At 73.5% G+C, this 21,397-nt stretch carries 23 protein-coding genes; 18 read left to right on the top strand and 5 right to left on the bottom strand.

All coding sequences use genetic code 11. The features are described 5' to 3' along the window. Positions 1-93 precede the first annotated feature (93 nt). On the bottom strand, positions 94-1,077 hold the full coding sequence (locus tag ACGF8B_RS33490; protein ID WP_392745882.1) for a CU044_5270 family protein: 984 nt from the start codon (positions 1,075-1,077) through the stop codon (positions 94-96). Next, positions 1,065-1,664: an RNA polymerase sigma factor gene (locus ACGF8B_RS33485; RefSeq protein ID WP_342282387.1), complete on the bottom strand. Its 600-nt coding sequence runs from the start codon at positions 1,662-1,664 to the stop codon at positions 1,065-1,067. The genes ACGF8B_RS33490 and ACGF8B_RS33485 overlap by 13 nt, the downstream gene beginning before the upstream one ends. Positions 1,665-1,989: 325 nt before the next feature. Here ACGF8B_RS33485 and glmS point away from each other — a divergent pair, with 325 nt between their 5' ends. From glmS to tsaE, 7 genes are all read left to right on the top strand, one after another. Further along, positions 1,990-3,837 carry a glutamine--fructose-6-phosphate transaminase (isomerizing) gene (glmS, locus tag ACGF8B_RS33480; protein ID WP_392745880.1) on the top strand — a complete coding sequence of 616 codons (1,848 nt, stop codon included), beginning with the start codon at positions 1,990-1,992 and terminating at the stop codon, positions 3,835-3,837. Between the two features lie 20 nt (positions 3,838-3,857). After that, positions 3,858-4,226, top strand: coding sequence for a holo-ACP synthase (locus ACGF8B_RS33475; RefSeq protein ID WP_392745879.1), 369 nt, complete (start codon positions 3,858-3,860; stop codon positions 4,224-4,226). Positions 4,227-4,230: 4 nt separating this feature from the next. Further along, positions 4,231-5,700, top strand: a complete 1,470-nt coding sequence (locus tag ACGF8B_RS33470) for an NAD(P)H-hydrate dehydratase (RefSeq protein WP_392745878.1) — start codon at positions 4,231-4,233, stop codon at positions 5,698-5,700. 50 nt (positions 5,701-5,750) lie between these two features. Next, positions 5,751-6,137, top strand: a complete 387-nt coding sequence (locus ACGF8B_RS33465) for a DUF488 domain-containing protein (RefSeq protein ID WP_392745877.1) — start codon at positions 5,751-5,753, stop codon at positions 6,135-6,137. A 62-nt stretch (positions 6,138-6,199) separates the two neighbouring features. After that, positions 6,200-7,354, top strand: a complete 1,155-nt coding sequence (alr, locus tag ACGF8B_RS33460) for an alanine racemase (RefSeq protein ID WP_392745875.1) — start codon at positions 6,200-6,202, stop codon at positions 7,352-7,354. Between the two features lie 93 nt (positions 7,355-7,447). Further along, entirely contained in the window at positions 7,448-8,716 is a 1,269-nt protein-coding gene (locus ACGF8B_RS33455) for an alpha/beta fold hydrolase (protein ID WP_392745873.1), read from the top strand. Beyond that, positions 8,685-9,215, top strand: coding sequence for a tRNA (adenosine(37)-N6)-threonylcarbamoyltransferase complex ATPase subunit type 1 TsaE (gene tsaE / locus ACGF8B_RS33450; RefSeq protein ID WP_342282380.1), 531 nt, complete (start codon positions 8,685-8,687; stop codon positions 9,213-9,215). The genes ACGF8B_RS33455 and tsaE overlap by 32 nt, the downstream gene beginning before the upstream one ends. A gap of 565 nt (positions 9,216-9,780) precedes the next feature. On the opposite strand, the gene ACGF8B_RS33445 is transcribed toward tsaE, so the two are convergent. Continuing rightward, on the bottom strand, positions 9,781-10,317 hold the full coding sequence (locus ACGF8B_RS33445; RefSeq protein WP_392745944.1) for a hypothetical protein: 537 nt from the start codon (positions 10,315-10,317) through the stop codon (positions 9,781-9,783). 178 nt (positions 10,318-10,495) lie between these two features. Between ACGF8B_RS33445 and tsaB the strand changes: the two genes are divergently transcribed. Genes tsaB through ACGF8B_RS33425 form a run of 4 tightly spaced genes read left to right on the top strand, consistent with a single transcriptional unit; the run spans position 10,496 to position 13,060 of the window. Beyond that, positions 10,496-11,158: a tRNA (adenosine(37)-N6)-threonylcarbamoyltransferase complex dimerization subunit type 1 TsaB gene (tsaB, locus tag ACGF8B_RS33440; protein WP_392745871.1), complete on the top strand. Its 663-nt coding sequence runs from the start codon at positions 10,496-10,498 to the stop codon at positions 11,156-11,158. Next, positions 11,155-11,670, top strand: coding sequence for a ribosomal protein S18-alanine N-acetyltransferase (gene rimI / locus ACGF8B_RS33435; protein WP_392745870.1), 516 nt, complete (start codon positions 11,155-11,157; stop codon positions 11,668-11,670). The genes tsaB and rimI overlap by 4 nt, the downstream gene beginning before the upstream one ends. Next, entirely contained in the window at positions 11,670-12,776 is a 1,107-nt protein-coding gene (gene tsaD, locus ACGF8B_RS33430) for a tRNA (adenosine(37)-N6)-threonylcarbamoyltransferase complex transferase subunit TsaD (protein ID WP_392745869.1), read from the top strand. The genes rimI and tsaD overlap by 1 nt, the downstream gene beginning before the upstream one ends. Continuing rightward, positions 12,773-13,060, top strand: a complete 288-nt coding sequence (locus tag ACGF8B_RS33425) for a hypothetical protein (protein WP_392745868.1) — start codon at positions 12,773-12,775, stop codon at positions 13,058-13,060. Before tsaD ends, ACGF8B_RS33425 begins: the two co-directional genes overlap by 4 nt. Before the next feature lie 41 nt (positions 13,061-13,101). Here ACGF8B_RS33425 and ACGF8B_RS33420 read toward each other — a convergent pair whose 3' ends face one another. Next, on the bottom strand, positions 13,102-13,809 hold the full coding sequence (locus ACGF8B_RS33420; protein ID WP_392745866.1) for a TetR/AcrR family transcriptional regulator: 708 nt from the start codon (positions 13,807-13,809) through the stop codon (positions 13,102-13,104). Between the two features lie 89 nt (positions 13,810-13,898). Here ACGF8B_RS33420 and ACGF8B_RS33415 point away from each other — a divergent pair, with 89 nt between their 5' ends. The 6 genes from ACGF8B_RS33415 to ACGF8B_RS33390 all read left to right on the top strand — a co-directional run bounded on the left by ACGF8B_RS33415 (position 13,899) and on the right by ACGF8B_RS33390 (position 18,826). After that, on the top strand, positions 13,899-15,455 hold the full coding sequence (locus ACGF8B_RS33415) for an MFS transporter (protein ID WP_392745865.1): 1,557 nt from the start codon (positions 13,899-13,901) through the stop codon (positions 15,453-15,455). Positions 15,456-15,496: 41 nt separating this feature from the next. Next, a complete protein-coding gene (locus ACGF8B_RS33410; RefSeq protein ID WP_392745864.1) occupies positions 15,497-15,862 on the top strand; it encodes a YciI family protein in 366 nt (121 codons plus the stop codon). A gap of 46 nt (positions 15,863-15,908) precedes the next feature. Continuing rightward, the gene (locus ACGF8B_RS33405; RefSeq protein WP_392745862.1) at positions 15,909-17,174 is read left to right on the top strand and encodes an RNA polymerase sigma factor; all 1,266 of its coding nucleotides are present in this window, start codon (positions 15,909-15,911) and stop codon (positions 17,172-17,174) included. 61 nt (positions 17,175-17,235) lie between these two features. Then, entirely contained in the window at positions 17,236-17,700 is a 465-nt protein-coding gene (locus ACGF8B_RS33400) for a VOC family protein (RefSeq protein ID WP_392745861.1), read from the top strand. A 35-nt stretch (positions 17,701-17,735) separates the two neighbouring features. Next, on the top strand, positions 17,736-18,401 hold the full coding sequence (locus ACGF8B_RS33395) for a hypothetical protein (protein ID WP_392745859.1): 666 nt from the start codon (positions 17,736-17,738) through the stop codon (positions 18,399-18,401). Between the two features lie 59 nt (positions 18,402-18,460). Beyond that, positions 18,461-18,826 (top strand): hypothetical protein, encoded by a 366-nt coding sequence (locus ACGF8B_RS33390; RefSeq protein WP_384758835.1) that lies wholly within the window; start codon positions 18,461-18,463, stop codon positions 18,824-18,826. Positions 18,827-18,836: 10 nt separating this feature from the next. Here ACGF8B_RS33390 and ACGF8B_RS33385 read toward each other — a convergent pair whose 3' ends face one another. Beyond that, on the bottom strand, positions 18,837-20,114 hold the full coding sequence (locus ACGF8B_RS33385; RefSeq protein ID WP_392745858.1) for a methyltransferase domain-containing protein: 1,278 nt from the start codon (positions 20,112-20,114) through the stop codon (positions 18,837-18,839). Between the two features lie 82 nt (positions 20,115-20,196). On the opposite strand from ACGF8B_RS33385, the gene ACGF8B_RS33380 reads away from it, so the two are divergent. Then, the gene (locus tag ACGF8B_RS33380; RefSeq protein ID WP_392745856.1) at positions 20,197-21,264 is read left to right on the top strand and encodes a polysaccharide deacetylase family protein; all 1,068 of its coding nucleotides are present in this window, start codon (positions 20,197-20,199) and stop codon (positions 21,262-21,264) included. The last annotated feature ends 133 nt before the right edge of the window (positions 21,265-21,397 follow it).

Raw genomic sequence — 21,397 nt, 5'->3', positions numbered from 1 at the left:
CATGACGCGCCCGGGGCCGTGCGCCGCCGTCGGAGGGTCCGGTGTCCGCTCCCCAGCGGCGGGCACCGGACCCGGTTCACGGCCCCGCAGGGATCAGGGCTTCTCGCCCTCGGCGTCGACGACGGCGGCCTCGACCCGGGCGTCGCTCGTCAGGATCTGCCCCTTCTCGAACCTGAACACCGGACCCCCGGCCCCGCGGGCGGCGAGCTTGTACGTGTGGTCCTCGGTGACCACGGCGCGCGTCCCGAGGTAGCCGAAGTCGTGCGGGTCGAGCAGGATCTCCCGCTGTTCGCGCCGGTCGTCCTCCTTCCGGGTGATGGCGATGGCCTCGCGGCCGGCCGCGTCCTTCACCAGGTGGCCGGTGACGCGCACACCGGGGACGGTGGCCAGGGCCCGGTAGATCCGGGCGAGTGCGGCCGGGGCGATCGGGTACGCCTCGGCCATCAACCCGATCGCGCGGAAGCTGTGCTGCGCCTCGCGCTCGGGCGGGTCCCCGGCCGTGTGGCCGGTCGGGTAGAGGGAGCGGAGCTTCGCCAGCAGCCGCGCCGGGTCGTCGGGCAGCGCGTTCGCGGCCCGGTGGACCTCGCGGGCGGTGCGGTAGTCGGAGTCCTTGCCCTCCGCGGCCGCGGCCGCGTTGTCGTACGGCACCCAGTCGGTGTCGTACGTGACGGGGCCGAGGGACGAGCCGTTCCCGTTGCCCTGCGAGGCCACCTGCGCGGTCCTGGTGTAGATCCACTGGTCGTCGCGCGGCTCAGGCCCGGCCGGCTGCTTCTCCAGTGCGTCGGCGGCCCGGTTCAGCACCTCGGCCGGGCTGTCCAGCCGCAGGGTCTTGGTGGTCGACGCGGGGGCGGAGCGGGAGGGCGCGGCGGCGTCCCCGAGCCGGGTGCCGAGCACCGCCGCGACGGTGATCGCCGCGGCCGCGCCGACCACGGCGAGCCGCCGGCCGGCCCGCAGCCGGCCGGCCCGGCGGCCCGAGGCCGCGGCCTCGGTGAGCCGCCGCCGGCCGGGGGCGAGTGTCCCGCGGTCCGGAACGGGTGCGTCGGCGCGGAGCCCGCGCAGCTCGGTCATTTCGTCCATGACGGGCTCAGCTCCATGGCGTCGGGAGTGAACGAGGGGTCGGTGCTGAGGGCCGCGCGGACCCTGCGGCGGGCGCGATTGAGCCGGGACCGTACGGTGCCGAGCGGGATGCCCAGTGCCTGGGCGACCTCCTGGTAGCCGAGATCGGCCCAGGCGACGAGCAGCAGTACATGGCGGTCGCCGGGGGAGAGCGCGGCGAGCGCCGCCGCCAGCGGTGCCCGGGCGGCGATCCGGTCGTCGCAACGGTCGCTCCAGGACGCGGCCACCGGGTCCTGCCCGGTACGGGCCAGGGCCCGCAGCCCGCGCTCCTCGCTGCGCCGGTGCTTGCCGATGAGGTTCGCCGCGATCCCGTACAGCCAGGGGCGGGCGCTGCGCCGGGAGCGGTCGAAGCGGCGCCGGGTGCGGAAGGCGATGAGGAAGGTGTCCGCCGTGATGTCGTCCGCCGCGCCCTCCCCGAGGCGGCGGGCGGCATAGCGGTGGATGTCCGGGGCGTGACGGTCGTAGAGCCCGGCGAAGATCTCGGGTTCCTCCAGCGACTGCGCGATGACCTCGGCATCGTCGTCGGGGCTGGCCGGCGGTCCGGTCACATCGGCTCCTGGGGCTCGTCTGGCGGGCGGGTCACCCCTTGTTCCCCGCAGGGGCCGGAAAGGTTCACAGGGTAGGCGGAGCGGTGCGTGGGTGGGCGGGGCGGTGCGTGGGTGAGCGGTGCGTGTGCCCGGATCCGGCGGTGGGCCCGTACGGCACAGGGGCACGCCCCGGACGGGGACGTGCGACCGGAGACGGGGCCTGCGGGCCCCATCGGGCGGCCGGGCTCCGGGCCCCGCCGCCCGCACCACGCCGTCCTCCCTGCCGCCCTGTTCGCCTTCTGCGACGATGCGGAGAAGAAGGGGGAGTGACCACGAAGGGAACGGTATGTGCGGAATCGTCGGTTACGTCGGTGGGCAGTCGGCGCAGGACGTCGTCGTCGCGGGGCTCAAGCGCCTTGAGTACCGGGGTTACGACTCGGCGGGCATCGCGGTCCTCGCGGACGGCGGCCTGGCCGCGACGAAGCGGGCCGGCAAGCTCGTCAATCTGGAGAAGGCGCTGGTCGAGACACCGCTGCCGGCCGGTACCACCGGGATCGGGCACACCCGCTGGGCCACCCACGGCGCCCCCACCGACGTCAACGCCCACCCGCACCTGGACAACGCGGGCCGGGTCGCCGTCGTGCACAACGGGATCATCGAGAACTTCGCCGCGCTGCGCGCCGAACTCGCCGAGCGCGGCCACGACCTGGCCTCCGAGACCGACACCGAGGTCGTCGCCCATCTGCTCGCCGAGGCGTTCTCCTCCTGCGCCGACCCGGCGGAGGCGATGCGGCAGGTCTGCCGCCGGCTGGAGGGCGCCTTCACCCTCGTCGCCGTGCACGCGGACGCGCCCGGCACGGTGGTCGGGGCCCGGCGCAACTCACCGCTCGTGGTGGGGGTGGGGGAGGGCGAGTCGTTCCTGGCCTCCGACGTCGCCGCGTTCATCGCGTACACCCGCTCCGCGATCGAACTGGGCCAGGACCAGGTGGTCGAGCTGCGGCGGGAGGGCGTCACCGTCACCGACTTCGACGGACGGCCCGCCGAGGTCCGCAAGTACCACGTGGACTGGGACGTCTCCGCCGCCGAGAAGGGCGGCCACGACTACTTCATGCTCAAGGAGATCGCCGAGCAGCCGAAGGCCGTCGCCGACACCCTCCTCGGACGGATCGACGGCGCGGGCTCGCTCCGCCTCGACGAGGTCCGCATCCCGCCGCACGAGCTGCGGGAGGTGGACAAGGTCGTCATCGTCGCCTGCGGCACCGCGTTCCACTCAGGGATGATCGCCAAGTACGCCATCGAGCACTGGACCCGCATCCCCTGCGAGACCGAACTGGCCAGCGAGTTCCGCTACCGCGACCCGATCCTCGACCACCGCACTCTGGTCGTCGCGATCTCGCAGTCCGGCGAGACGATGGACACCCTGATGGCCCTGCGGCACGCCCGCGAACAGGGCGCGAAGGTCCTCGCCATCTGCAACACGAACGGCTCCACCATCCCCCGGGAGTCCGACGCCGTGCTCTACACGCACGCGGGGCCCGAGGTCGCCGTCGCCTCCACCAAGGCCTTCCTCACCCAACTGGTCGCCTGCTACCTCGTCGCCCTGTACCTCGGGCAGATCCGGGGCACGAAGTGGGGAGACGAGATCCGCACCGTCATCCGTCAGCTCTCCGAGATCTCCGGCGCGGTCGAACAGGTCCTGGAGACGATGGAGCCGGTGCGCGAACTCGCCCGCTCCCTCGCCGGTCACGACACCGTGCTCTTCCTGGGCCGCCACGTCGGCTACCCCGTGGCCCTGGAAGGCGCGTTGAAGCTGAAGGAGCTCGCGTACATGCACGCCGAGGGCTTCGCCGCCGGTGAGCTCAAGCACGGCCCGATCGCGCTCATCGAGGACGGCGTCCCGGTCGTCGTGGTGGTCCCGTCGCCGCGCGGCCGGTCGCTGCTGCACGACAAGATCGTGTCGAACATCCAGGAGATCAGGGCCCGCGGCGCCCGTACCGTCGTCATCGCCGAAGAGGGCGACGAGGCGGTCGTCCCGTACGCCGACCACCTGATCCGGATTCCCATTACGCCTACGCTGCTCCAGCCGCTGGTGTCGACGGTGCCGCTCCAGGTCTTCGCCTGCGAACTGGCCACGGCCCGCGGCAACGATGTGGACCAGCCGCGCAATCTGGCGAAGTCCGTGACCGTGGAGTAGCGAGGGATGAGGGGACGCGCGTGATCATCGGGGTCGGGATCGACGTGGCCGAGATCGAACGGTTCGACGCGGCGCTGGAGCGTACGCCGCAGATGGCCGAACGGCTCTTCGTGGAACGGGAGTTGCTGCTGCCCAGCGGCGAGCGGCGGGGCATCGCCTCGCTCGCCGCCAGGTTCGCCGCGAAGGAGGCCCTCGCGAAGGCGCTCGGCGCGCCCGGCGGACTGCTCTGGACGGACGCCGAGGTGTACGTCGAGGACAGCGGGCAACCCCGGCTGCGGGTCGCCGGCACCGTCGCCGCCCGCGCCGCCGAGCTGGGCGTACGGCACTGGCACGTGTCGCTCAGCCATGACGCGGGGGTGGCGTCGGCCGTGGTGATCGCGGAGGGTTGAGCACATGCGTAGCGCCTACAGCGTCCAGACCGTACGGGCCGCCGAACGGGCCCTGATGGCCCGGCTCCCCGAGGGCGCGCTGATGCAGCGCGCCGCCGCCGGACTCGCGGCTGCCTGCGCCGACGTGCTGAGGCGGCGCGGCCGGGTCTACGGCTCACGGGTCGTCCTCCTCGTCGGCAGCGGCGACAACGGGGGGGACGCGCTGTACGCGGGCGCCCGGCTCGCCCGTCGCGGCGCCGGAGTGCGCGCCGTGCTCACCGCGCCCGGCCGCGCCCACGCGGGCGGCCTGGCGGCCCTGCTCGCGGCCGGCGGGCGGATCGTGGAGGGCGCGGAGGGGGCGCGGAGCGCGGATGCCTGGGGCGGCCACATCGACCTCGTCGTGGACGGGATCACCGGCATCGGCGGCCGCGGCGGGCTGCGGCCGGACGCCGCCGAGCTGGTGCGGGCCCTCGCGGCGACCGGCGCGCCGCTGATCGCCGTCGACCTGCCCAGCGGGGTCGAGGCCGGCACCGGCGAGGTGCTCGGCGAGGCGGTGCGCGCCGACGCGACCGTCACCTTCGGCACGTACAAGCCGGGCCTGCTCATCGACCCGGCCGCCGAACGGGCGGGCGCCCTGCACCTCGTCGACATCGGCCTCGGACCCGAGCTTCCCGCCGTGCCCGAGCTGGAGGTGCTCCAGTACGCGGACGTCGCCGCGCTGCTGCCGGTCCCCGGAGCGGAGAGCGACAAGTACCGGCGCGGGGTCGTCGGCATCGTCGCCGGGTCCGCGCGCTACCCGGGGGCGGCGGTGCTGGCCGTCTCCGGGGCGCTGCGGGGCGGCGCGGGGGCCGTGCGGTATGTCGGTCCGGGCGCCGGCGCGGTGATCGCCCGCCATCCGGAGACGCTGGTCCACGCGGGGCCGCCGTCGAAGGCGGGGCGGGTGCAGGCGTGGGTCGTCGGGCCCGGACTCGGTGACGGCGCTCAGGCCGCCGAGGCGGTCCGCGACGTGCTGGCGGCGGAGGTCCCGGTGCTCGTGGACGCGGACGGGCTGCGGCTGCTGGACGCCGGCGCCCTGCGCGAGCGCACCGCGCCGACCGTCCTGACCCCGCACGCCGGTGAGGCCGCCGCGCTGCTCGGCGTCCCGCGCGAGGAGGTCGAGGCGGGGCGGCTCGCCGCCGTACGGGAGCTGGCCGCCCGCTACCGGGCCACCGTGCTGCTCAAGGGGTCGACGACCCTGATCGCCACCGACGACCCGGACACCCCCGTACGGGCCAATCCGACCGGCACCTCCTGGCTGGCCACGGCAGGCAGCGGCGACGTCCTGTCCGGGCTGACCGGCTCCCTGCTCGCCGCGGGCCTCGCCCCGCGCGACGCCGCGTCGGCCGGTGCCCATCTGCACGGACTCGCCGCCCGGCACGCCTCCGACGGCTCGCCCGTCGCCGCGCAGGACGTCGCGGAGGCGATCGGTGCGGCGTGGCGGGACGTACGGGCCTGAGTGATCCTGGGCGCAGTCAGCACCGACCGCAGCCGACAGGAGGGCCGACCGTGGGCAGCAGCAGCGACGTACGCGTACGCCGGGTGTACGAGCCGAAGGAGGAAGCCGACGGCACCCGCGTCCTGGTCGACCGGCTCTGGCCGCGCGGCGAGTCCAAGGAGAAGGCCGCGATCGACAAGTGGCTCAAGGACATCACCCCGTCGAACGAGCTCCGTGACTGGTACCACGAGGACCGCACCGCCACCCGCTACGACGAGTTCGTCGACCGCTACCGCGCCGAACTGACCGACCCCGCCCACACGGCGGCCGTGCGGGAACTGGTCGAACTCGTCCGGGAGGGCGGCCCGGTGACGCTGATCACGGCGGTCAAGGACGTACCCCACAGCCATGTCCCGGTCATCGTCGACCATCTGGAACACGAGCTGCGCGATCACTGAGGGACGGCCGGGTGACCTGCCGCCCGAGGGCCCTGCCGGGCGCCTCTGAGAGACTGGGCGCGATGAACGAGACAGCGTCCTTGAGAGCCCGTGCCGAGATCGACCTCGACGCGCTGCGCGCCAACGTGCGTGTGCTGCGCGCGCGGGCGGCGGGTGCGCAACTCATGGCCGTCGTCAAGTCCGACGCGTACGGGCACGGGGCGGTGCCCTGCGCCCGCGCCGCGCTGGAGGCCGGGGCGACCTGGCTGGGCACCGCGACCCCGCAGGAGGCGCTCGCCCTGCGGGCCGCCGGACTCGGCGGCCGGGTGATGTGCTGGCTGTGGACCCCGGGCGGCCCCTGGCGCGAGGCGATCGAGGCCGACATCGATGTGTCGGTGAGCGGGATGTGGGCGCTGCGCGAGGTCGTCGCCGCGGCCGCGGAGGCGGGCGTCCCGGCCCGGATCCAGCTCAAGGCCGACACCGGCCTTGGGCGCAACGGCTGCCAGCCCGCCGACTGGCCGGAGCTGGTCGCCGCCGCCCGTGCCGCCGAGGCCGAGGGCACCGTCCGGATCACCGGCCTGTGGTCCCACTTCGCCTGTGCCGACGAGCCCGGCCACCCCTCCATCGCCGCCCAGCTGGCCGTGTTCCGGGACATGGTGGAGCACGCCGAGAAGGCCGGCGTCGAGCCCGAGGTGCGCCACATGGCGAACTCCCCGGCGACGCTGACGATCCCCGAGGCCCACTTCGACCTGGTGCGGACCGGGATCGCGATGTACGGCATCTCGCCCAGCCCCGAGCTGGGCACCCCGGCCGACTTCGGGCTCCGCCCGGTCATGCGGCTCGTCGCGTCGGTCGCCCTGGTCAAGCAGGTGCCGGCCGGTCACGGGATCAGCTACGGACACCACTACACGACCTCCGCCGAGACCACCCTGGGCCTGGTGCCGGTCGGCTACGCGGACGGCATCCCGCGCCACGCCTCCGGCCGGGCGCCGGTCCTGGTCGGCGGCGTCGTCCGGCGGATCGCCGGCCGGGTGGCCATGGACCAGTTCGTCGTCGATCTCGGCGGCGACCCGATCGAGGTGGGCAGCGAGGCGGTGCTCTTCGGCCCGGGGGACCGGGGCGAGCCGACCGCCGAGGACTGGGCGCAGGCCGCCGACACGATCGCGTACGAGATCGTCACCCGGATCGGCACCCGCGTACCGCGCCTGCATCTGCACGCCACCCCGGCCGAGTCCTGACCGATCGAGCGCCGCTGACCAGGCACGATCGGATCACGACCGGAACGGACCGGCCCTGACCTGACGGATACGACCGACGAGGAGCGCGGCACGGTGAGCGAGATCGGTGCGGGGGACGCTGTGACGACGGCTGCTGCGGCGGTCGGCTGGCGCCGGGCAGGTTTCGCCGGCGCCGCCATAGGCGTGATCGCGGCGGGGGCGGCGGCCGGTGTCGCGGTCGAGCGGCTCACCGTCGGCCGGGGCATGCGCAGGCGGGCCAGGCTGGCGCTGGACGCCACCGGGCCGTACGGCTCGCTGCGCGGGCTGCCGGGCCGGGCCGCGGCGGACGACGGCACCGAGCTGTACTACGAGGTCGACGAGGTCGAACCGGACGGCGGCACGGGCACCGTCGACGGCGGCAGCGGGACCGGCTCCGGTACCGCCACGGGCACCGGCACCCGTCGCCGCAGGCTCTTCGGCCGCAAGGCCCCCGTCCCGGTCACCGTCGTCTTCAGCCACGGCTACTGCCTCAGCCAGGACTCCTGGCACTTCCAGCGGGCGGCGCTGCGCGGCCTGGTCCGCACCGTCCACTGGGACCAGCGCAGCCACGGCCGCTCCGAGCGGGGCCGGGCCCAGGCGCAGGGCGTCCCCGTCGGCATCGACCAGCTCGGCCGCGATCTGATGGCCGTGATCGAAGCGGCCGCCCCCGAGGGGCGGCTGGTGCTCGTGGGGCACTCGATGGGCGGCATGACGATGATGGCGCTGGCCGACCAGTTCCCCGCGCTGATCCGGGACCGGGTCGCCGCCGTCGCCTTCGTCGGCACATCGAGCGGGAAGCTCGGCGAGGTCGACTTCGGGCTGCCGGTCGCGGGCGTGAACGCGGTGCGCCGGGTGCTGCCCGGGGTGCTCAGGGCGCTCGGCTCCCAGGCCGAGCTGGTGGAGCGGGGCCGCCGGGCGACCGCCGATCTGTTCGCCGGGCTGATCAAGCGGTACTCGTTCGGTTCGCGGGACGTCGATCCGGCGGTCGAGCGGTTCGCCGAGCGGCTCATCGAGTCCACCCCGATCGATGTGGTCGCCGAGTTCTACCCGGCCTTCACCGAGCACGACAAGAGCGGCGCGCTGCCCGCCTTCCGGGACGCCCCGGTGCTGATCCTGGCGGGCGACAAGGACCTGGTGACGCCCAGCTCGCACAGCGAGACCATCGCGGACCAGCTCCCGGACGCGGAGCTGGTCATCGTCCCGGACGGCGGCCACCTGGTGATGCTGGAGCACCCCGAGACGGTCACGGACCGGCTGGCGGACCTGCTGGTACGCGTCGGTGCCGTGCCGGCAACGGCTAACGTTGGCGGACATGGAAGCACCGCACAACAGCCCGGCGACTGAGCTCGCCGAGGGCGCCGCGTCCGACGCCGTCACCCTGAACCTGGCCGTCGAGTCCCCCGAACAGATGCAGGCGCTCGGCCGCCGGCTCGCCGGGATCCTGCTCCCCGGCGACCTCGTGATGCTCACCGGTGAGCTGGGCGCTGGGAAGACGACGCTGACCCGGGGCCTCGGCGAGGGCCTCGGCGTGCGCGGCGCGGTCACCTCCCCCACCTTCGTGATCGCCCGTGTCCACCCCTCGCTGACCGGCGGCCCGGCCCTGGTCCACGTGGACGCGTACCGCCTGGGCGGCGGGCTGGACGAGATGGAGGACCTGGACCTCGATGTGTCGCTGCCGGAGTCGGTGGTGGTCGTGGAGTGGGGCGACGGCAAGGTCGAGGAGCTGTCCGAGGACCGGCTCCAGGTGGTGATCGACCGCGCGGTCGGCGACACGGACGACGAGCGGCGCGAGGTGACGCTGATCGGGATCGGCGCGCGCTGGGCGGGGCTGCGCGAGTTCTAGGGCCTCCCGTCCGGAGCGAGCCGGGCTCGCGTGACCCGGTGCCGTGCCGCGTCGTGCCGTGCCGCGCCGTGCCGCGTCGTGCTGCGCCGCGCCGCGTCGTCGTCGGTCACCGAGGTCCCGCGTCGGCTTCCTCCTCCGCCCTGCGACGCGCGACACCGCGCCCCGCTCCCTGATCCGGCCTGATCCGGACGGAAGACCCCGGGCCGTGTCCGGCGGATCCGGGCGGGGCCGGATTCCGACAGGCTGTCGGCAAATTGTTGCGCCGGGCGGCACGGGCGTGGTCACATGGATGACGAGAGCGGGTTAGGCCTGCCTAACCACGCCTTCCACCGGAGCCTCAGGAGGCATCCATGACGACGTCCGCCGAACGTGAAGTGCCGCCGCCGCCATCGATGAGAGACCTGCTGGCGGCCTGTGCCGCGGCCACGGCGGTCTCCACGCCGCCACCGTCCGCGGACCGGGACGACGAAGCCCCGGCCGCCGCTCCGGTAGCCGGTCCGGGGGCCGGTCCCGAACGACGGGCGGGGTGACCCGGCAGGCCGGGTGAGCCGCCGGGCGGGGCGTCCTACGGGAGGACGACCACCTTCGTGCCCACCATCGCGAAGTCCCACATGGCGTCCCCGTCGGCCCGGGACATCCGCACGCCACCCGTCTTCAGCGTCGGGTCCGGGCTCTCCATGGAGCCGTCCACCGCCGCGCTGAACCCGACGGCCACGTTGTCCACCATCGCGAACCGGACCACGTGCTCGATCATCACGCCGTCCGAGCCCTTGGTGGGGGCTCCCGAGCGCGGGGTGTTCACCTTGTAGGTGCCGGGGAGCGGATTCAGCGCGCTCGGCATGACCTCGAAGGTCCGGTCCGCCTTCCCGTCCGCGTCGACGAGCCACACGCGGCGGTCCTCCAGCGCGTACACGACCCGCTTCCCGGCGCCGGAGCCCTTGGGGAGTGCGGCCGGGCGCGACTTCTCCTTCGGCTTCGCATGCTCGGTGGCGGTGGCGGAAGCCTTCGGCCTGGGGGCCGCGAGGTTGTCGGGAGCGTTCGCCGATGCCTGGAAGGCCAGGACGCCGACGGCGACGAGCGCCGCCGCAGTGAGCCCGGCCACGATTCCCGAGCTGCCCCTAGACACCGTGCGCGCCCCTTTCGCTTCCGCATGTCGTACAAGCGTTTAGCGTGTACGTCGTACCCGCCGTGTGCACGGTGACGGTAGCAGCCGGGGCCGGTCGGGCCGGGACGCCGTACGGGGCGCCGTACCCCCGTCGGCGGAGCCGTAGGCTGTTTGCGTGCTCTTGCTCGCCGTGGATACCGCCACCCCCGCCGTCACCGTCGCCCTGCACGACGGGACCTTTGTCGTCGCCGAGTCCGGTCAGGTCGACGCCCGAAGGCACGGGGAGCTGCTGCTGCCCGCCGTCGACCGGGTCCTGGCCGAGGCCGGGGTGAGACTCGACGCCGTGACGGACGTGGTCGTCGGCGTCGGCCCCGGACCGTACACCGGGCTCCGGGTCGGTCTGGTCACCGCCGCGACCTTCGGCTCCGCCCTCTCCGTGCCGGTGCACGGGCTGTGCACCCTGGACGGTCTCGCGTACGCCGCGGGCCGGGCCGGGCTGGAGGGCCCGTTCGCCGTCGCGACGGACGCCCGCCGCAAGGAGGTCTACTGGGCGAGATACGACGACCCGCGCACCCGGGTCACCGGGCCCGCCGTCGACCGGCCCGCCGACATCGCCGAACAGCTCGCCGGGCTGCCCGTAGTCGGGGCGGGCGCGGTGCTCTACCCCGAGGCGTTCCCGGACGCCCGGGAGCCCGAGCACGTCAGCGCCGGCGCGCTGGCGGCCCTCGCCGCCGAGCGGCTCGCCGCGGGCGCGGAGCTGCTGCCGCCGCAGCCGCTCTACCTCCGCCGGCCCGACGCCCAGGTGCCGAAGAACTACAAGGTGGTCACCCCGAAGTGACGAGCACGACTGCCGTTCTGCGCGAGATGCGCTGGTGGGACATCGATCCGGTGCTGGAGCTCGAACACGAGCTGTTCCCGGACGACGCCTGGTCGGCCGGCATGTTCTGGTCCGAGCTGGCGCACTCCCGCGGCCCCCGGGCCACCCGCCGCTATGTCGTCGCCGAGGACCCCGTCACCGGCCGGATCGTCGGCTACGCGGGCCTCGCCGCGGCCGGCGACCTCGCCGACGTACAGACGATCGGGGTCACCCGCGGCCACTGGGGCGGCGGCCTCGGCTCGGTGCTCCTGACCGACCTGCTGAAGCACGCCACGGCCTTCGAGTGCGCCGAGGTGCTCCTCGAAGTCCGCGTCGACAACACCCGGGCCCAGAAGCTGTACGAACGCTTCGGCTTCGAACCGATCGGCTTCCGGCGCGGCTACTACCAGCCGGGCAACATCGACGCACTCGTCATGCGCCTCCACGTACAGGAACACGTGCGAGAGCACGTACAGGGAACAGAGACTGACTGATGGCTGACGAACCGCTCGTACTCGGCATCGAGACCTCCTGCGACGAGACCGGCGTCGGCATCGTCCGGGGCACCACCCTGCTCGCCGACGCCGTCGCGTCCAGCGTCGACACCCACGCCCGCTTCGGCGGAGTCGTCCCGGAGATCGCCTCCCGCGCCCATCTGGAGGCGATGGTCCCCACCATCGAGCGCGCACTGAAGGACGCCGGGATCAGCGCCCGCGACCTCGACGGCATCTCCGTCACCGCGGGCCCCGGCCTCGCGGGCGCGCTGCTGGTCGGCGTGTCGGCGGCGAAGGCGTACGCGTACGCGCTGAACAAGCCGCTCTACGGGGTGAACCACCTCGCCTCGCACATCTGCGTGGACCAGCTGGAGCACGGCCCGCTGCCCGAGCCGACGATGGCGCTGCTGGTCAGTGGCGGCCACTCCTCGCTGCTGCTCGCGCCGGACATCACCAACGACGTGCGGCCGCTCGGCGCGACCATCGACGACGCGGCCGGCGAGGCCTTCGACAAGATCGCCCGGGTGCTGGACCTGGGCTTCCCCGGCGGCCCGGTCATCGACCGGCTGGCGAAGGAGGGCGACCCGGCCGCGATCGCGTTCCCGCGCGGACTCACCGGTTCGCGCGATGCCGCCTACGACTTCTCCTTCTCGGGACTGAAGACCTCGGTGGCCCGCTGGATCGAGGCCAGGCGCGCGGCGGGCGAGGAGGTGCCGGTACGGGACGTGGCGGCGTCCTTCCAGGAGGCCGTGGTCGACGTGCTCACCCGCAAGGCCGTCCGGGCCTGCAAGGACGAGGGCGTCGACCACCTGATGATCGGCGGCGGGGTCGCCGCCAACTCGCGGCTGCGGGCGCTGGCCGAGGAGCGGTGCGAGCGGGCCGGCATCCGGCTGCGGGTGCCGCGCCCCGGGCTGTGCACCGACAACGGCGCGATGGTCGCGGCGCTGGGCGCGGAGATGGTCGCCCGCAACCGGCCGGCCTCGGACCTGGAGCTGTCCGCGGACTCCTCGCTGCCGGTCACCGACACCCACGTACCGGGCGCCCACGCGCACACCCACGACCACGACCACGTGCACGAGATCAGCAAGGACAACCTCTACTCATGAGCGGTACGACCGTCGCGCTGATGTGGGAGGCCCGTGCCGTGACCGGCCGGGGCGCCGAACTCCTGGAGTGGGCCCGGGCCCGTTCGGCGGAGCTGGCCCGCGAGCCGCTCCGCCGCGAGCTGCTGCGCGCCCCGCAGGACCGGGTCCTGGTCATCACCTGGTGGGAGGGCGCCTACGGTGACGAGCTGCCCGAACTCCCCGAGCCGGACGCCGGGCTGATCACCCGTCCGGTGCACCGCTGGCGCTTCGAGTCGCTGGGGGACTCCGGACCCGCCGGGGGCTGACCGCTGGAGGACCTCCGGCCTGCCGGGGGCCGACCGGTCCCTCAGCCGGTGCCGGACCCCCGGCCCAGCAGGCCCCGGATGATCGCGTCGAGTTCGTCCGTCACGTCGTAGTCGGCGGCGTACGCGCGCCAGTCGTCCTTGATCGCGGCGAGCCGGGGCAGCGCCGCCGTGTCCTGATCGGTCACCATCTCGGGGAAGAAGCGCCTGCTCGGCGGGGTCTGCGCGCGGCGTTCGGCGGCGCGGCGGAATATCAGGTCGCCGTAGACGTAACTCCAGATCGTCCGGTACGCGCGTACCGCCTGGGCCGGGGAGAGGCCGCAGGCGAGCGCCGAGTCGATGATCTCCTCGACCATCCACAGCGCGTTCTTGTCGGTCAGCTCGCCCAGCGCCAGGATGTCCAGCACCCACGGGACCCGCTCCAGGATGCCGTGCATGTGCACGGCCACGGCCAGCAGCCGCTCGCGCGGGTCCTCGGGCAGTTCGGGGCGGGGGAAGGCGGCCGCAGTGCCCGACAGGGTGAGCATCAGCAGCTCGTCCTTGTCCTGCACGTAGTGGTAGAGCGCCATCGGCGTGGAGCCGAGCTCCTTCGCCACCCGCCGCATGCTCAGGGCGTCCACGCCCTCTTCCTCGATGATGCGGCGCGCGATGGAGACCATCGCCTCCGGGTCGAGCCTGCGCGGCCGCCCCACGGATCGTTTGGCAGGAGCCCGGTTCGCAGCCGGTGCCTGCTTCTTCTCTGTCCCTGACACCTGGGCATTGTCTCCCGTGCCGCCGTACCCGTGCCTTCCGGGGCTCTCCCGTGGCTAATTTCTATATGCGTACAATAATTGTCGACCGGATGACCGCGGAGGAAGGGAAAGTCGTGGACGAACAGTCACGGCACACGCGTTGGCTGCTGGTGGTGGCTCTCGCCGTGCAGTTCATGGTGGCGTTGGACATGTCGGTGGTGAACGTCGCGCTGCCGGACATGCGCAGCGATCTGGGCTTCACGCCCCAGGGGCTGCTCTGGGTGGTGAACGCCTACGCGCTGGCCTTCGGCGGGCTGCTGATGCTCGGTGGACGGCTCGCCGATCTGCTCGGCAGCCGCCGGGTCCTGATGGTGGGCCTGGTGCTCTTCGGCGTGGCGAGCCTGGTCGGCGGGCTGGCCGGTTCGCCCGGCACGCTGATCGCGGCGCGGGCGGTGCAGGGGGTCGGGGCCGCCGCGCTCGCCCCGGTCGCCTTCGCGCTGATCGCCCTGGCCTTCCCGGCCGGGCCGGCCCGCTCCCGGGCCCTGGGGATGTGGGGCATGGCGGGCGCGGCGGGCGGCGCGGTCGGCGTGCTCGCGGGCGGGATGCTCACCGACGCGGCGGGCTGGCGCGCGGTGATGCTGGTGAACGTGCCGATCGTGGCCTTCGCGCTGGTGGGCGCCGTGCGCGCCGGACTGCCGGGCGACCGGGGCCGGACCGGCGGCCGGCTCGACGTCGCGGGAGCGCTGCTGGCCACCACCGGTACGACGCTGCTGGTCCTCGGGCTGGTCCGCACCTCGACCGACGCCTGGGGATCCGCCCGGACCCTGGGCACCCTCGGCGCCGCCGTACTGCTGCTGATCGCCTTCGTCGCCGTCGAACTGCGCACCAGCACCCCGCTGCTCCGCCCCGGGCTGCTGAAGGGGCGGCCGGTCCTGGCCGCGAATCTGTTCTGCCTGCTGCTCAGCTCCGGGCAGTTCGCCTCGTTCTACTTCGTCTCGCTCTACATGCAGCAGGTGCTCGGCTACGGGCCGACCGCCGCCGGTGTCTCCTTCCTGCCGTTCACGGCGGGCGTGGTGACCGGCTCGGTCATCGCCACCCGCACGGTCGCGACGTTCGGCACCGGACGGCTGCTGGCGCTCGGCGGCGTCCTGGCCGCGCTCGGCCTCGCCGGATTCGCCGCGACCGCCCAGGCCGACGGCAGCTTCCTGTACTCGATCCTCGGCCCGTCGCTGGTCTGCAGCGTCGGCGTCGGGATGTGCTTCGTACCGCTCGGCACGGCGGCCACGACCGATGTGGCGCCCGACGAGACGGGCATGGCCTCCGGGCTGCTGAACAGCGCCCGCCAGGTGGGCGGCTCGCTGGGGCTCGCGATGCTGGTCACCGTCGCCGCCCGGGTCACCGGCGACGGGCACCGCCCGGCCGACCTGGCGGCCGGGTACTCGGCGGCGTTCTGGGTCTGTGCCGGACTGCTCGTGGTAGCCGCGGCCGCGGCCCTGCTGCTGCTTCCGAAGACCTCGGCGCGGGGCGCCGAGTCCACCGCCGAGGCAGCCGCGGATGCCGCCCCGGATGTTGCTGCGGATGCCGGTCCGGTGGCCGGTCGGGAAGATTCTCAGAAGAATTTCCAGGGAGCTGTCGATCCGGCCCGGGCCCGTTCGACGCAAGGGTGAGAGACGGGGAGAGCCCCCGCCCTCCCGACCGAGGAGTCACCATGCCGCGCTTCATGTCGCTGATCCGCATCGACGAGCAGAACCCCTACGACGAGCCCGACCCCGGGTTCGAGGCCCGGATGGGTGCGCTCTTCGAGGAGATCACCAAGGCCGGCGTCATGCTGGAGACGGCCGGGCTCACCCCGACCTCGCAGGGTTCCAGGGTCACCTGGTCAGGCGGGAAGCTCAGCCAGACCGACGGGCCCTTCACCGAGACCAAGGAAGTCGTCGGCGGCTACGCCATCCTCCAGGCCAAGGACATGGCGGAGGCCCTGGAATGGACCCGGCGCTTCCTGCGGGTCCACCCGGAGAGCTGGACCGTCACCTCCGAGGTCCGCCGGATCGACGAGGCCACCACGGGCCCCTGACCGGCCCGCTTGCCCCGCCCCGGCACGGCTGCTGTGATGAGTGATCATGACGGCAGCAAGCCCAAAAGCGGCGGTCGAAGCGGTCTTCAGGATCGAGTCGGCGCGGATCGTCGCAGGTGTCACCCGCATCGTGCGGGACGTCGGCATCGCCGAGGAACTCGCACAGGACGCCCTGGTGGCCGCACTGGAACAGTGGCCGGAGTCAGGTGTCCCGGACCGGCCGGGCGCCTGGCTCATGGCCACCGCCCGGCACCGCGCGATCGACCTCGTACGCCGCAGGGAGACGTACGCGCGCAAGCTCGCCGAGGTGGGGCGGTTCCTGGCGGACGTGCCGCCGCCCGAGCCCGCCGGAACGGACGACATCGACGACGATCTGCTCCGGCTGATCTTCACCGCCTGCCACCCGGTGCTCTCCACCGAGGCCCGGATCGCCCTCACCCTGCGGCTGCTCGGCGGCCTCACCACCGAGGAGATCGCCCGCGCCTTCCTGGCCCCGGAACCGACCGTCGCCCAGCGCATCGTCCGGGCGAAACGGACCCTGGGCCGCGAGGGCGTCCCCTTCGAGGTGCCCACCGGGCCGGAGCGCGCCGCCCGCCTCGGTTCCGTGCTCGAAGTCATCTACCTGATCTTCAACGAGGGCTACGCGGCCACCGCGGGCGACGACTGGCTGCGCCCGGCGCTCTGCGAGGACGCGCTGCGGCTGGCCCGGGTGCTGGCCGGGCTGATGGAGCGGGAGCCCGAGGTCCACGGCCTGGCGGCGCTGCTGGAGCTCCAGGCCTCGCGCACCGTCGCCAGGACCGGGCCGGACGGTGCGCCGGTGCTGCTCGCCGACCAGAACCGGGCCCGCTGGGACCGCCTGCTGATCCGGCGCGGGGTCGCGGCCCTGGAGCGGGCCGTGGCGGCGACCGAGGAGGGAGCCGGGCTCGGCCCGTACACCGTGCAGGCCGCGATCGCCGTCTGTCACGCGCGCGCCGTGACGTACCGGGACACCGACTGGGCCACCATCGCCGCCCTCTACGACCGCCTCGCCGCGATCGCGCCGTCCCCGGTGGTCGAGCTGAACCGGGCCGTGGCCGTCTCGATGGCGCGCGGCCCGGCCGCCGGCCTCGCTCTGGTCGACGCCCTGACCGGCGAACCGGCGCTCAGGGACTACCACCTGCTGCCCAGCGTGCGCGGGGACCTGCTGGCCAGGTCGGGGCGCATGGACGAGGCCCGGGCGGAGTTCCTGCGGGCGGCCGGACTGGCCCGCAACGAACGGGAACGGGCGATGCTCCTGGAGCGCGCCGGGCAGCCGGCCCGCGACGGCCGATGAGTTCCGGTCACCGCACGGGTCTACCTTCCACAGCCTCCGCGCCACCCGACAGGAGCAGACCATGCAGAAGATCACCACCTTCCTCTGGTTCGACACCCGGGCGGAGGAAGCCGCGAACTACTACGTGTCCCTCTTCGGCGGCGATTCGAAGGTGCTCAGGACGACCTACTACAACGACGCGGCGCCGGGACGGACGGGATCGGTGATGACCGTCCAGTTCCGGCTGGCCGGCCAGGAGTACGTCGCGCTCAACGGCGGCCCGCAGTTCCCCTTCACCGAGGCGATCTCGCTCTCCGTGGACTGCGCCACGCAGGAGGAGCTGGACACCCTGTGGGCCGAGTTCACCGCCGAGGGCGAGGAGGGGCGGTGCGGCTGGCTCAAGGACAAGTACGGCCTGTCCTGGCAGCTCGTGCCCCGCGGCTTCGACGAGGCGCTGTCCGACCCGGACCCGGCCAGGGCGGAGCGGGCCATGAAGGCGATGATGGGCATGCGGAAGCTGGACATCGAGGCACTGCGCAACGCCTGAAACCGGCCCCGCGCGGGGTCGGTAGGGTCATGCACATGTCTCGACGAGCGCAACTGCCGCCGCCACCACCGCCCGTGGAAATACGTTCCTGGCCCGACCGGGAAGCCATGCTCACCGACCGGGCCGCGGTGCTCGGGGAGTTGGTGCGGGCCCATGTCGCGCCGGGACGGCTGGCGATGCTGTGGCTGTGGGGCTCGATCTGCGCGCTCGGCTGGCTCCTGGTGGGCACCGCGATCATGACCTTCGAGGAGTCGTACGACATCATCAGCGCCGGAATAGGCGTGATCATCGCCGCCATGGGCGTCGGCTGCATGGTGCCGGCGGTCGTCCTTGTCGTCGTCGGCCTGCGCCGCGACCGCAGGATCCGCCGACTGCTCGACGCCTGGGGCGCGTTGGACCGCGATCCGGCACGCGACGCGGCGCTGCGGATGCCGGGCGCCGGCACCGCCTGGCTGGTGATGTCCTTCGTGCTGTGCGCGGTCGGGCTGGTCACCTGCTTCGCCGTCCCGGCGGCCGCCACCGCGGAGAGGGACAGCTACAGCCTGGTCGCCCTGACCATGGGGCTCGGGCTGGTCGCCTGGCTCGTCGGACTGATCGGCGTCGTCAAGGCGTTCGCCCACCGCCGCTGGGTGCGGCGGGTGCTGATCGGAGCGCCCGCTCCGGAGCCGCTGATCTCCGTCGGGGGCGGTGCCCACCGCTGAGCGCGGACCTATCCTGACGGGACAGGTGAGTCGCACAGGGGGAACAGGGGGAGGCCGACATGGAGTGGTACTGGTGGGTGCTCATCATCTTCTGGACGGGCGGCTTCGGATGGGCCGTCGACAACGTCCGTACGGCGCTGCGCAATCGGCACACCCGCAAGCTGGAACTGATCGAGGCGGCCCGGCAGGAGCGGCTGGCCCTGGAATCGGCCAACCAGCCGCCGGAGCCCGTCTGCGGCTGTACGCACCACCTCGCCAAGCACGACAAGCAGGGCAAGTGCCACGAGCGGGTCGAGGTGCCGACGGCCTGGGACGAGGCCAAGAAGCCGGTCCGTTTCGAGTCCGGGCAGTGCAACTGCCAGCAGTACGTGGGTCCTGAGCCGCTTTCACAGGTGTACGCCCCGGACCTGACCGACCGCGCCTGAGGCCCGCCGGTCAGGCCGGGCCGGCGAGCGGGTGGCCGATCAGCATCGTCGGTGCGCCGGCCACCCGGGTCAGGAAGACCGTCGCGGAGTTGGGCCCCTGGAGCTTCATCCTGCGGCGCAGCTCCTCCGGTTCGACCGCCGAGCCGCGCTTCTTGACGGTCAGTACGCCCACCTTCCGCTCGCGCAGCAGCGCCTTCAGTTTCTTCATGTTGAAGGGCAGCTGGTCGGTGATCTCGTACCCGGAGGTGTACGGGGACTCGTACCGCTCGTCGCCGGTGATGTACGCGATCGTCCCGTCGATCAGCCGGCCGTCGCACCGGGCCACGAGGTCGGCGACCAGATGGGCGCGGATGACGGCGCCGTCCGGCTCGTACAGATAGCGGCCGACCGGGCCGACCGGCGGTGCGGGCAGCGGGGCCGCGGCCCACAGGCCGGCCCCGGCCGGGAGCACGGTGGCGCGGAACGAACCGGCCGCGAAGCCCTCGCCGAACCAGAGCACCGCCTCCTTCACGTCGCCGCCGTCCGAGATCCACTCGGCCTCGGCCTGCGCCGGGATCGCCTCGTGCGGGATGCCCGGGGCGATCTTCAGGGCCGCGCGGGGTGCCGCGAGCGCGGCACCGGTCGCCCAGGAGAGCGGCGGGGAGTACGCCTCGGGGTCGAAGATCCGGCCCCTGCCGCCGCGCCGGGCCGGGTCGACGAAGACCGCGTCGTACGGCGAGGTGTCGATGTCGGCGACATCGGCGCACCGCACCTCGATCAGACCGTCCAGGCCCAGCGCGGCGGCGTTGGCGCGGGCCACCTCGGCGGTCAGCGGGTCGCGGTCGACGGCGAGGACGGACACGCCCTCCCGCGCGAGCGCGATCGCGTCGCCCCCGATCCCGCAGCACAGGTCGGCGAGGCTCCGCACCCCGCCCGCCGCGAACCGCCGCGCGCGATGGGTGGCCACCGACGTGCGGGTCGCCTGCTCGACGCCGTTCGGCGTGAAGAACATCCGGTGCGCGTCCTCGGCGCCGAACTTCGCCACCGCCCGCTGCCGCAGCCGCGCCTGCCCCAGCGCCGCCGAGACCAGCGGGGCCGGGTGGGAGCGGCGCAGCCGGGTGGCGGTGGCGAGTTCCCGGGAGGGGTCGTACGACCGCAGTTCGGCCAGCAGCCCGGCGCCCTCGGGGGTGCGCAGGGCGTGGAAGGCGGCAATGGGGTCTCCCTCGCCCGGGCCCGGGGGAGGGCCGGGGGCGTCGGACCGGTCGTCGGCGGGCGGGTCGTTCGGGGCGAGAGCGTTCACCTGCCCCATTGTGAGCCAGCCGGGTAGACCGCCGGGCCGGGCGGCGGTGTCGGACCGGGCGGCCGTTCCCGGGCTGGCAGTATGCGGCGCCATGCAGCTTGTACGACAAAACGAAAAAAACACCATGAAGTGGCATGGGTCGGTCATGCCCCGGTCCGGGCGCGGCCGGGGCTCCGGCGTGCACCGGCCCGCCCGTGCCGTACTGGCCGCACTCCTGGTCGCCGCGGTCGGCTCGGGCTGCGCCTCCGGGTCCGGCGGGCAGCCGGGTGACACCGAGCACCGGGACCGGCCGCTGGCCGGGAACCCGGGCTCGAACCCGGAGCTGATCCCCACCGTGAGTCCTGGCGTCAACCCCGGCGCCGGGCACCCGGGCGGTCCCGGGCGGCGCGCGGGCCGGGACCGGGCACCCGGTGGAACCCATGAGAACGCGCAGCTCAGCCCCGCCGTACGGGCGACGCTCGCCAAGAAGTGGGGGCTGGACAAGACGCCGCTGGTCGCACCGCGGCCCCCCGCCGTGAAGCCGCGCCTCACCACCCGCGAGGGGTTCGAGGTGAAGGGTGGCGACGACTCGCTGCCGCCGGTCTTCACCACCGTCCCGACCAAGGACCGGGTCGTCTTCCTGACGATGGACGACGGCTCCGAGAAGGACCCCGAGCTGTTGCGGATGATGGACGAGCTGGACATCCCGTACAGCGCGTTCCTCAGCGACTACGAGGTGAGCGACAACTACGGGTACTTCGGAGAGGCGCAGCGGCTGGGCGTCGGCATCAACAACCACACGCTCAACCACCCCTACCTGCCCGGACTCTCCTACGCCGGGCAGGAGCGCGAGATCTGCGGAGAGCAGGAGATCATCGAGAAGCGGTTCGGCAAGCGGCCCGCCCTCTTCCGCCCGCCGTACGGCAACTACAACGGGGACACCCTCCGCATCGCGAAGTCCTGCGGGATCAGGGCCGTGCCCCTCTGGAACGCCGAGGCGTTCCCGGACCACATGGAGTGGCGCGAGGAGGACGAGGACCTGCACCCGGGCGACATCATCCTCACCCACTTCCGGGGCCGCGGTGAATGGGACGGCAGCATGACCGACCTGGTCCGGGCCGTCATGAAGACCGTCACGGACCGGGGTTACGCCGTGGCCCGGCTGGAGGACTACGTATGAGAAGGGCGCACCGGCTGCTGGCCGGACTGCTGGTGGCCGGTGCGCTCCTCACCACCACCGGCTGCGCGCAGTCGGTGGATCCGATCGAACGGCTGGGCCGCAAGGCCGCGCAGAAGGTGAACCATCCGTCGCC

The sequence above is a fragment of the Streptomyces sp. NPDC047917 genome, assembly GCF_043204345.1.
Lineage (GTDB): Bacteria > Actinomycetota > Actinomycetes > Streptomycetales > Streptomycetaceae > Streptomyces > Streptomyces sanglieri.
The sequence above is the reverse complement of the archived record's forward strand: the minus strand, read 5'-3'. Positions and strand labels throughout refer to the sequence as shown.